At 66.3% G+C, this 11,247-nt stretch carries 9 protein-coding genes; 6 read left to right on the plus strand and 3 right to left on the minus strand.

All coding sequences use genetic code 11. The features are described 5' to 3' along the window. Positions 1 to 271: 271 nt before the first annotated feature. Both ELR45_RS20530 and ELR45_RS20535 read right to left on the minus strand, forming a co-directional pair. On the minus strand, positions 272 to 1,285 hold the full coding sequence (locus ELR45_RS20530) for a hypothetical protein (RefSeq protein ID WP_129668025.1): 1,014 nt from the start codon (positions 1,283 to 1,285) through the stop codon (positions 272 to 274). A gap of 162 nt (positions 1,286 to 1,447) precedes the next feature. After that, entirely contained in the window at positions 1,448 to 2,464 is a 1,017-nt protein-coding gene (locus tag ELR45_RS20535) for a hypothetical protein (protein ID WP_129668026.1), read from the minus strand. 198 nt (positions 2,465 to 2,662) lie between these two features. Between ELR45_RS20535 and ELR45_RS20540 the strand changes: the two genes are divergently transcribed. From ELR45_RS20540 to ELR45_RS20550, 3 genes are all read left to right on the plus strand, one after another. Continuing rightward, positions 2,663 to 3,394 carry a maleylpyruvate isomerase family mycothiol-dependent enzyme gene (locus ELR45_RS20540; RefSeq protein ID WP_165367967.1) on the plus strand — a complete coding sequence of 244 codons (732 nt, stop codon included), beginning with the start codon at positions 2,663 to 2,665 and terminating at the stop codon, positions 3,392 to 3,394. A 141-nt stretch (positions 3,395 to 3,535) separates the two neighbouring features. Beyond that, on the plus strand, positions 3,536 to 4,174 hold the full coding sequence (locus ELR45_RS20545; protein ID WP_129668028.1) for a LysE family translocator: 639 nt from the start codon (positions 3,536 to 3,538) through the stop codon (positions 4,172 to 4,174). Positions 4,175 to 4,329: 155 nt separating this feature from the next. Further along, the gene (locus tag ELR45_RS20550) at positions 4,330 to 5,313 is read left to right on the plus strand and encodes a zinc-binding dehydrogenase (protein ID WP_129668029.1); all 984 of its coding nucleotides are present in this window, start codon (positions 4,330 to 4,332) and stop codon (positions 5,311 to 5,313) included. 44 nt (positions 5,314 to 5,357) lie between these two features. Here the strand turns inward: ELR45_RS20550 and ELR45_RS20555 are convergent, their stop codons facing one another. After that, a complete protein-coding gene (locus ELR45_RS20555) occupies positions 5,358 to 5,813 on the minus strand; it encodes a hypothetical protein (protein ID WP_129668030.1) in 456 nt (151 codons plus the stop codon). A 168-nt stretch (positions 5,814 to 5,981) separates the two neighbouring features. Here ELR45_RS20555 and ELR45_RS20560 point away from each other — a divergent pair, with 168 nt between their 5' ends. From ELR45_RS20560 to ELR45_RS20570, 3 genes are all read left to right on the plus strand, one after another. Continuing rightward, on the plus strand, positions 5,982 to 8,192 hold the full coding sequence (locus ELR45_RS20560; RefSeq protein ID WP_129668031.1) for an MMPL family transporter: 2,211 nt from the start codon (positions 5,982 to 5,984) through the stop codon (positions 8,190 to 8,192). 397 nt (positions 8,193 to 8,589) lie between these two features. Further along, a complete protein-coding gene (locus ELR45_RS20565; protein WP_129668032.1) occupies positions 8,590 to 9,990 on the plus strand; it encodes an LVIVD repeat-containing protein in 1,401 nt (466 codons plus the stop codon). A 38-nt stretch (positions 9,991 to 10,028) separates the two neighbouring features. Next, the coding region (locus ELR45_RS20570; RefSeq protein WP_129668138.1) for an LVIVD repeat-containing protein at positions 10,029 to 11,247 on the plus strand (1,219 nt) is incomplete at its 3' end.

Genomic DNA, 11,247 nt, shown 5'->3' on the forward strand with positions numbered 1-11,247 from the left:
CGCTCGGCGCGGTTGAGAGGGACGGCCGGCTCGGACGTGGTCGGCTGCTGATCGTGGGATGTCGTCATGAAAACCTCCTGAGGGTGCTAAAGAGCACTGGCCAGACCGCTACGTCTGCCATGAGCTGCGGCGAACCAGCCGATGCTCGATGGGCGGCGGATGTGGCGGAAGCGCGGCGGCGTCAGGCGCTGGCGGCGACGCGCTCAGGAGAAATCACATGCTGTGACCGTAGCATAGCGCCACCGCCGTGTACATGGATTTGGCTCCGCCACTAGCAGTCGCCGCGCCAGGTGCTCAGATCGCAGATGCCGGGTCCGGTCGACCATCTCAGGCCGTTGCGGGCGTTCACGCCGAACGGGCGTCTGGCCTCGACGTCGGTGGAGGCGCCGGAGTCCTGGGAGAGCCAGTAGCGCACTTCCGTCGGGTTGGATCCGCCCAGCCGTAGGACATAGAACGGCGCGGCGACCGGTGAACGTCCCCCTCCAGGCGCCGTCCACCAGGCCGCGCCCTGGGCGTTCGACGGATCGACGAACAGACAGTCGCGGGCGGCGTCCTGGTACCAGCAGGTGCGCATCTTCGCGCCGCCGTACCTTCCCACGCCGTCCACTGCGGTGATGCCGTTGCGGGCGCGCTGGTAGGTGTTCTCGCAGGCACCCTGACGGCAGGCCACCCAATCGGACCACGCGCGTACCCGCGCTTGCTTCGGTGTGTCCCCGTTGTTCCGCCGGGCGCAGTACTTGTTCACGATGTATGGCGCCATCCGTTCGGCGGCGTGCTTGGAGTCGATAGCCTGAGCCGCGGTGAAGTCGGTTCCCAGGCCCGCCGAGTCGAGCTGCCACATCCCAATCCCGGGATGGAACCACAACCCGGGAGCGCGCTTCTTCGGATCGCCCAGCGACGTCTGGTTGTCATAGCGGGACAGCGTCATCGGCGATGGGGCTGCACCGGAGGGCGAGGACTCTGGCCACGTCATGGCTGTGACCAACGCGGTGGCGTTCTTCTTGGAGATGCTGCAGCCTGCCTGGTTCGCGGCGCGCCCGGCGGCGTCTCGGACGTACTGCAGGGGCTTGGCCCCGAACCGCAGCTGTTGCTCCGCGGGGACCCACGCGTTGGCCTCCTTGAGGTCCTCGGCCGTCGCGTCGTCATCGAGGTACGGGGCGTCAGCCCCGGCTTGGGCGGCGGCGGGCTGGATGGCCATCGCCACACAGGTGAGAGTCGCTATGGACGCCACCACGGCGAGCCAGACCGGCCGGCGACCCGGCCGACGCTGCACCTGAGCAGTCATGTTGTTTCCCTCGCATGCCTTCGTCGGTCACCACATGTGGGGCTATTCGTGATCCAAGTGGTTGATGTTCCGCATGTGACATTTTGCAGGAACAACGACACGCCTGTCCGGCGAATCGGCGGGAAGCGCCCAAGGACCCGGGGCGGCGCCCCGGTTAGCCAGCTAGCAATCCCCGCGGTCTTCGTTGAGGTCGCACAGGCCGGAACCGGTTGACCAGGTCAGACCGTTGCGGGCGTTGACGCCGAATGGCCTGCTGGCCTCCACGTCTGTGCCGGCGCCGGAGTCCTCGGCCAGCCAGTAGCGCAGCTCCGTCGTCGTGGATCCGTCCAGCCGGATCACGTAGAACGGCGACGCCACTGGTGACCGCCCTCCACCTGGCGCAGCCCACCACGCCGAGCCTTGGGCGTTGGCCGGGTCGACGAACACGCAGTCATGCTCCATGCCCTGATACGAGCACCTGCGCTCCTCGGCGCCACCGAACCGGTCGACGCCTTCCACGGGAGTGACACCAGCGAGTGCTCGCTGGTACGTGTCCTCACATGCGCCCTCACGGCAGGCGACCCAGTCGGTCCACGCGTGTGCCCGCGCGGCGGACGGCGTAGCACCGCCGTTCAGGCTGGTGCAGTACTTGTTGACAATGAACGGCGCCATCCGTTCGGCTGCATACTGCGAGTCCATCGCCTCGGCCGCCGTGAAGTCGGTTCCCAGCCCAGCTGAGTCGAGCTGCCACATGCCGATTCCCGGATGGAACCATAACCCGGAAGCGCGGCTCTCCGGATCGCCCAGCGCGGGCTGGATGTCGTAACGAGACAACGTCATGGGCGACGGCGGTGCTCCCGAAGGTGCGACCTCCGGCCAGGTCATGGCGATGACCAGTGCCGTCGCGGCTTCGTCGGAGATTGAGCAACTGGCGCTGGAGGCGGCGTTCGTGGCGGCGTCCTCGACGTATCCCAGCGGCTCAGCGCCGAACTGCAGTTGTTGCTGCTGCGGGACCCACGCGTTGGCCAGCTTCAGCTCTTCGACGGTCGCGTCGCCGGCGTCGAGGTCACGAGTGTCGGCGGTTGCGTCGTCTGGTGACCACGGGACGAGTGCGGTAGCCGGTTGGCTGGCCACGCCGAATGACGCCAGACCCACTGCCAAAGCCACTGCCACTGACCTGGAACGCCGCGCAATGATCATGCCATCTCCTTCTGCTGCTTTGACTGACGTGCACCAGGGCACGTGACAGTTCTTCAACAGCGGCAGTTATGCCCGGTAAATGATCAAATTACTCCTCATGTTGTGATCTTCATGACGAGATCAGGGTTGAACCTTGGCCGTTTGCGAGACGATAGTCACCGTCAATGCATTGCTGGCCTGACAAGGGAGGCTGTGGCCGTGAGCGAAGACCTGACGAGCGTGCTCGAGGACTGCCGGGCGGCCGGTGCGTTGCTCCGCCGTGTCGTCAGTGGGCTCGGGGAGCGGGACCTGCGGGGGACCTCGGCATTGCCGGGGTGGACCCGTGCGCATGTACTGGCACATCTCACGGGCGTCGGCGACGGTGCGGCCCGTCAGGTCGAGTTCGCCCGGCGGGACGAGCTGATCGAGTTCTACGACGGCGGCAAGCCCGGCCGTGACGCGGCGATCGAGGCCGGTGCAGCCGTGTCGCTGAGCGAGCATCGAGCACAGGTCGACAGGATGCTCGACCGGGTCGAGAGCGTGTGGCCCACCGCTGGATCACCGCTGTGGGAGCATCGGGTCGCCTACCGGGATGGCACGGTCATCGACGTCGTGCTGACCTGGTGGCGGGAGATCCGTATCCACCTGGTCGACCTCGATGTGGACATCGGGGCAGATACCTGGAGCGATGACTTCTGCCGGCACCTGTTCGACTTCCTGACGCCGCGGCTGCCGTCCGACGTCCCCGTCGAGCTGCGCTTCGACGACGGCGGTAGATGGCTGGTCCCCAACGCGTCAACGCCAGGAGAAGCGGTGGTCATCACAGGTAGCCTGCGTGACGTCGCCCAGTGGCAGGCGGGCCGTTCGCCTGGACGAATGCCTACGGCGTCTCGGGGTGGGCAACCGCAGCCGCTGCCGGAGCTGAAGCCCTGGCCGTCGCCGAAACGATAGACGCTGCCCACCGCACCTGCCGTGCCGGTTCGACAGGAACCGTCCGACCTGTTCGGCGCGGAAGTCGCTTGGAGACCGTGGTGCTCTCAAGCCCTGGTTTGCGTCTCGCTGTACGCAGGGCAGCACCGCTAATGTTGTGACATGCCCTCGCCGGATCTCCTGTTGGCTTTCGCGGTCGCATCGTTCGTGATCATCGTCATCCCTGGGCCGAACGTACTGTTCGTGGTGAGCCGTGCGCTCGCGTACGGCCGTCGCACCGCGCTGATCTCGGTCATCGGGGGTACGACGGGCGCCCTGGTGCTGGCGGTCGCGGTCGCGCTCGGGGTGGGGGCGATCGTGCAAGCGTCGGCTGTGGCGTTCACGACGATGAAGCTGATCGGAGCCGCCTATCTGATCTACCTGGGGGTCAGGGCCGTCAGACACCGTCGGCAGCTGCGAGCCGCGTTCGAGGAACAGGTCAGCGTGGTCAGTGACCGTAGGACATGGTGGGAAGGGTTTGTCGTCGGAGTGACGAACCCGAAGACGGCCGTGTTCTTCGCGGCGGTGTTGCCGCAGTTCGTCGACCCTGCGGCGGGCCATGCGAGTATGCAGATGCTGGCGCTGAGTGCGGTCTTCGCCGTGATCGCCCTCGCCTCGGATGCGGTGTGGGGACTGGCCGCGGGGACGGTGCGGGCATGGTTCGCCAGATCGGCCCGCCGGTTGGATCTCATCGGCGGGGCTGCGGGTCTGACGATGATCGGACTCGGCGCCGGGGTAGCCGTAAACGGCCGCAAGGACTGACTCTTCTCGCGGCACCGCCGCGGCTGGAAAGCCGGGTCGACGGGCTGGTGCCGGGCTCTAATGTGACGTAGAGCGCGCCATGTGGGCATTGACCTTTACTTTAGTTGAGGTTGCAGACTAGTCGAGACATCTGCTCGAGGAGTCTGGAGAAAACGGTGCGCGCAATCCGGCAGTACGAGCTCGGCCCGGCGGAGAACCTGCTCTACGAAGAGGTGGACGACCCCCGGCCGGGCCCAGGCGAGGTGCGGATCGCTGTCAACGCCTCGGGCGTTCATCTCATCGATACGGCACTGCGAGCCGGCACGCCCGGAGGGACCTTCGCCTTGCCCGAACTTCCGATGACGCCGGGCCGCGAGGTGGCCGGAGTGGTCGACGAACTCGGTGAGGGGGTCGACGCCGGCTGGCTCGGCACCCGCGTGGTGACTCATCTGGGCATGGCCAGCGGCGGCTACGCCGAGCTGGCCGTGCGTGAGGTGGAAGCGGTGCACGCGCTGCCCGGCACCGTGGACTTCGACGTGGCGGTGGCGATGATCGGGACCGGCCGGACGACGATGGGAATCCTCGACGTCGCGCAGCTCGGCAACGACGACGTCGTTCTTGTGATGGCTGCCGCCGGAGGGATCGGCAACCTGCTCGTCCAGACAGGGCGGAACATCGGGGCGATGGTCATCGGAGCAGCCGGTGGCGCTGCCAAGGTGGATCAGGTGCGTCAGGCAGGCGCAAGCGTCGCCGTCGACTATCGCAGGCCGGACTGGACCGAGCAGGTCCGCGAGGCGCTGGACGGACGCGAGGTGTGTGCGGTGCTGGAGGGTGTCGGCGGAGATCTCGGACGGCAGGCGCTGGAACTGCTCGGCCCCGGCGGCCGGCTGATCATGTACGGCTGGGCGTCCGGCGCGGGCCAGGCGACCCGGGTGACCACCGACGACCTGACCGGGCGCGCGCTCACTGCGTCCTGGGCGCTAGGACCGGCGATGTTCAGGCGGCGGGACATACGCGGTCTGGAGGAGGCGTCTCTGGCAGAGGCGGCCGCGGGCCGGCTGGTTCCGGCGGTGCAGGCGTTCCCGCTCGATGACGCGGCCGCCGCTCACGCTGCCTTGGAAAGCCGAGCCACCACCGGCAAAGTCGTCCTCCACCCATGATCATCGAGTAATTGGGGTGTGATGACGCGCTGGATCCTCGATGATCATCGGCGTCTGAGGGTCTCCCGCAGCGGGCGCTCCGTGTAACCGCCGTCGGCGAGCCCGGCGTGCCGCTCGAAGGGGTTCCGGGAGGCGAAGTCGCCCGTGAGCAGCCAGGACCACGCGCTACCGAGCACGTAGAGGACCAGCATGACTGGTCCTAGGCACCAGGCGTACTGGGTGGCATGCCGAGCCTCGTGAACCAACAGCCGTGGCCGGCGCGCAAGCTTCTCGTCGTTGATCCGCAGGAGAATCACGTTGCCGAGGGTGAAGGCCGGAGCCGGCGGGAACGGGAAGCGATAGCCCTGCCCGATGATCAAACCATCTGCCGCACGTTTGAAGCCGGTTCGCCCGATCAAGCCGACCAACAGCCCCAGGATCGTCGACAGGTTCACCCAGTTGACTACCTGGCGAAGACGGTGGCGCGGCTTCACGCCGTTGTCGTGCGCCGCCACGCGCATGTGTAGCAGGCTGCTGTCACGGCACGACCCTATAGGACGTAAAAATTGCCGCCGGATAGCGTGTTGGGTAGCGAATTTTGGTAATCGGCGCGCCTGAGCCTGCATTGCCCTCTAGCTTGTTGCTAGGTGCAGGAAGCGCCCGCCGTTGAAAACGCGACTGGAGTCCTCGTGGCCGCCTTTCTCTACCGGCTCGGCCGGTTCGCCTACCGCCGTCGTTGGTTCGTCGCCCCCGCCTGGGTCGCATTGCTCGTGCTGACCGGCATCGGTTCGTCGACGATCGCCGGCGACAACGTCGAATCCTTCGAGATCCCCGGGACGGAATCTCAAGAGACGATGGATCTGCTCGTCGAGCGCAACCCGGATGCGGCTACCGACGGGGCGACCGGCCGGGTGGTGTTCGCCGCGCCCGAGGGCGAGACACTGACCGAGCCGGGCAACCGGTCGGCCGTCGAGGGCGTGATCGCCGAGGTCGCTGAGACGCCCGGACTGGTGAGCGTGGCCGATCCGTTCGAGACCGACGCGGTCTCCGAGGACGGCACGGTCGCCTACGCCGAGGTGGCCTATGAGGAGCAGGTGATCAGCGACGAGTCACAGGAAGCGCTGTTCGAGGCTGCGGACAGTGGCCGGGATGAAGGCCTGACCGTCGAGATCGGCGGCGACGTCGCGTTCGAGGAAGAGATCGGCGGTGGCAGCGAGCTCATCGGGCTTGCCGTCGCGGCGGTAGTGCTGATCATCACGTTCGGGTCGTTCACCGCGGCTGGAATGCCGCTACTGAACGCGATCATCGGCGTCGGTGTGACGCTCTCCGCCATCACCATCTCGACCCGGTTCTTCGATCTGTCCGAGGACTCCACGATTCTGGCGATGATGCTCGGCATAGCGTTGGCGATCGACTATTCGCTGTTCATCGCCTCCCGGTACCGGCACGAGCTGTCGGCCGGACGGGACGGTGAGGAAGCTACCGGGCGTGCCCTCGGAACCGCGGGTAACGCGGTCGTGTTCGCCGGGCTCACGGTCATGATCGCGCTGGTGGGCCTGTCGGTCGTGGGTATTCCGATGCTCACCCAGATGGGCCTCGCAGCGGCGTTCGCGGTGGCGATGGCGGTCATCATCGCGTTGACCATGCTGCCCGCACTCTTCGGTTTCGCGAAGCATCGCATCCTCGGTGGACGTATACCTGGCCTGAAGATGCGGGACCCGGAGGCCGAGGAGGAGACCTTGAGCCTCCGCTGGGTGCGGATGGTCACCACCCACCCGATCCGCGTCCTGGTTGTGGCGCTCGTCGGCGTCGGAGTGCTGGCCGTTCCCGCCACGAGCCTCCAGCTCGGTCTGCCCGACGAGGGTACCTATGGCGAGGACACCACGCAGCGGCAGGCGTACGACCTGCTCGCCGAGGGGTTCGGCCCGGGCTTCAACGGCCCGTTGACGGTGGTGGTCGACACGGCGGAGAGTTCCGATCCCGAAGGTGCGGTCACGGACGTGGTGGCGGCCATCGATGAGCTCGACAACATCGTCATGGCGGCGCCTGCCGGCGCCGACGAGTCTGGCGTCAACGAGGCGGGCGATACCGGGATGGTCATGGTCGTCCCCGGGACCGGACCCAGCGCGACAGAGACCGAGGACCTAGTCCACGACATCCGCGACCTCTCCGAGCCATTCGAGTCTCAGTTCAACGCGACAGTCCTGGTCACCGGTCCTACGGCGGTCATCATCGACTTCAACGAGAAGATGGCCGGGGCGCTGGCTCCCTACCTCTCTGTCGTGGTGGGTCTGTCGTTCCTCATCCTGATCCTGGTCTTCCGGTCGATCCTGGTGCCGCTGAAGGCCGCGCTGGGCTTCCTTGTCACGATGGCCGCCACCTTCGGCGCTACCGTGGCGGTGTTCCAATGGGGATGGCTGGCGGATGTGATCGGGCTCCAGCAGACCGGCCCGATTATGAGCATGCTTCCGATCATCCTCATCGGACTGGTCTTTGGACTGGCCATGGACTACCAGGTCTTCCTGGTCACACGGATGCATGAGGAACACGTGCACGGCATGGCCGCCACTCCGTCGATCGTCACCGGGTTTCAGCACGGCGCGCGCGTCGTGGCGGCGGCCGCGATCATCATGATCAGCGTGTTCGGCGCCTTCATCCTCGGCGAGGACTTCATCAAGCAGGTCGGCTTCGCGCTGGCGTTCGCGGTCTTCATCGACGCGTTCGTCGTCCGTATGACTATCGTCCCGGCCGTGCTGCGCCTGCTGGGTGAGCGTGCCTGGTGGATGCCGCGGTGGCTGGACAGGATCATTCCGGACGTCGACGTGGAAGGGGAGAACCTTCGCCGTCAGCTCGACGAGGAGGCCCCCGAGACCGCGGGCGCGGGGGCGCCGTTGCACTAGCGGCGGTCCGAACTCGGCCGCCCACCGGTTGACAGGGCGATCTTTCGGTCGTAAGTTCCCCGACGTCCGGGCGCGCTCGGAACGCGTCTCGGCCGCGAGAAGGGGGGCGTGTGCGACTCGATCTCACCGGTTCTCTGGACCCTTCGGGTAGATCCGTTGCGGCTGCTCGCGGCCGAGACGCGATCGTGTGACCTCCTGTTTTGCCCCTTGGGGCCTCCTGCAGTTGTTGACGAGCCGTCCCGCGTGAGCATGCGCGAATTCGAGACGTCGCACCACCATCTTGACGAGCCGGCCGTACGCCGCTGCCGTCCGCCCGGTGGCCTACCGGGTGACACGAGGCGCTGACTTCATCCAGGCCGGCGTACGCGTGTCCCGTCGTCACGAGAGGGGCATCGCCATGAAGAGACGGATTCGGCTCGCCATGCTAGGCGTCGCCGCCGCAGCTTTGCTGGCCGTCAGTATTCCGGCCACGGCAGATCCGGGGGAGGGCCTCGACCATTCCGGCCCTGGGTCCACCGGCCCTGACCAGCACTCTCAGAACATGAAGCTGCTCGGGAACAACCCCAAGGAAGGCGTCACCAACTCCGACCTGGCTTTCGACGGCAAGCTGACCTACGCCGGAAACTCCGCCGGATTCCGGATCCTGAACACGTCGGCGCCCGCCAATCCGAAGGTACTGGCCGACTTCTCCTGTAACGGCTCACAAGGCGATGTATCGGTCTACGGCGGATTGCTCTTCCGTTCTGTCGACACGCCTCAGTCGAGTACCGACTGCGCCAGCGAGAACGTAACGGCAAGCACGCCAGGGATGTTCGAAGGCATCCAGGTGTTCGACGTGAGCGATTCGACCGCGCCTGAGCACATCGGCTCGATACAGACCGACTGCGGCTCGCACACCCACACCCTGGTGCCCGAGCCGGAGCTGAACCGGGTGCACATCTATGTGTCGTCGTATTCGCTCGGCAACGCCGCCATCGGTCCGGACTGCCAGGAACCGCACGGCTACGTCTCGATCGTGACGGTTCCGCTCGACGATCCCGTGGACGGGGCGACGGTGACGAAGTACTTCCTCGACGAGGACACCGAACTGGCGACCTATCCGCTCGGTGACATCTTCGGCAACCCCGCGCTGGGCACGTTCACGTTCAGCGCGTGCCACGACATGAGCGCGTTCCTGGAACTCGGGCTCATGGCGGCGGCTTGCCTGGGTGAAGCGCAGCTGTGGGACATCTCCGATCCGCTCAACCCGGAGTTTCTCTGGCGATTCGACCGCGACGTCGTCGACCCGGCCAAACTCGACCTGTGGCACTCGGCGGCGTTCAGCTGGGACGGCGAGGTGGTGGCGTTCGGTGACGAATCGGGTGGTGGTGCCTTCCCTCGGTGCGTCGACCCCGCAGATGACCAGGGCCGGGTGTGGTTCCTCGATGTCGAGACCGGGGAAGAGCTCGCCAACTATAAGCCGCCACGGTCGATCGAGGGCGTTTGCACAATGCACAACTTCAACTTCATTCCGCTCAAGAGCGGCGCGAAGGTGCTGGTGTCCGCCGCCTACGAGGGCGGAACCACTGTCGTCGATGTCGATGCGCTCATCGCCGGCTCGAGTGAGTCCGATGCAGAGGTCGGCTTCTATATACCGTCCGGCGCAGACACATGGTCTTCGTACTGGCATAACGGCTTCATCTTCACCAACGACGTCGAACGCGGCGTGGACGTCATGCTGCTCAGCGACAAAGCGCGAGCGGGGGCGGTCAAGCTCGGGCTGAACAACCCGCAGACCCAGGAGTCCGTCATCCGCTGAGCCAACCTCGGTAAGTCTCTACGACGAGAGGAGCAAACATGCGCACGAAGACACGGTGGTCGATCGCAGCTATCGCGGTCGGACTACTCGTCGGCGCGACGGTGCCGGCGACCGCGGATCCCGAGGACGTCGATCTCGACGTCAAGAGCCAGCCACCGCCGGCCGAGATCAACACTCCGCCCAGCAAGGCGGATCACCGCTCCTTCCCCAGCACGAAGAACATGCACGCTCTCGGACACAGCTCGCACCCGGCATCCTTCGAGGTGCCGGCTGCGGAACGAGAGATCAGCTCCGACATCGCGTTCTGGGGTGACCTCGCCATCCACGGCAATTACAACGGGTTCCGGGTCGTCGACATCTCGTCCCCGGCCAAACCCAAGCTGATCTCTCACCCTGAATGCAACGGCGACCAGGGGGACGTCGTTGTATGGGAGCACATCGTGGTCCGGTCCTGGAACTCGCCCGCGCCGGAGGGCCGGCTGTGCATGGGCGAGCCGGTGCCCGTTGGATTCGAAGGTGTGCACGTCTTCGATATCAGTGATCCGGAGAACCCCGCGCTGGTCACCGAAGTGGAGTTCAGCGAGGTCGGGGCCGCGGAGCGAGGCACCGCCGACGGGTGCGGGTCGCACACGACGACGCTCGTGCCCGACGTCGACAACAACCGGCTGGTCATCTACAGCAACAACTCCAGCGGTGGCGACCGTCCGGTATGCGACGCGATGAACATCATCGAGGTGCCCATCGACGATGCAGCGTCCGCCGGCCACATCGGGTACGTTCCGCTGGTGGGCGGCACGCTGGGCAGCAACAACGGCTGCCACGACGCCGGCGTGATCCTGGGCGAGGTGAACATGCTCACCTGCGCCAGCGGGCACGCGGCGAACGTGTTCAGCATCGGCGAACCAGGTGGCGGCACCCTGGAGAACCCGCAGTGGCTGTTCAACATCGAGGAAGAGGATCCCGTCTCCGGCGTCAAGGTCGGCGCGCCAGGCGTGGGCCGCTGGCACTCGGCCACGTTCACTTTCGACGGCGAGGCGATCCTCCTCGGCTTTGAGCCGGGCGGTGGCGGCCAGGCCCGCTGCACGGCGGACGACCCGGACATCAACAAGAGTCTGTTCGCCTACAGCGCCGAAGACGGTTCGAAGCTGGGCCAGTGGGTCCTTGAGAACCCGCAGGGGCACGACGAGAACTGCACCATCCACAACTACAACGCGGTGCCGCTCCGTAGCGGCAATGACGTCGTAGCCAGCGGCCACT

It is taken from the genome of Phytoactinopolyspora endophytica, from assembly GCF_004138495.1.
Classification (GTDB): domain Bacteria; phylum Actinomycetota; class Actinomycetes; order Jiangellales; family Jiangellaceae; genus Phytoactinopolyspora; species Phytoactinopolyspora endophytica.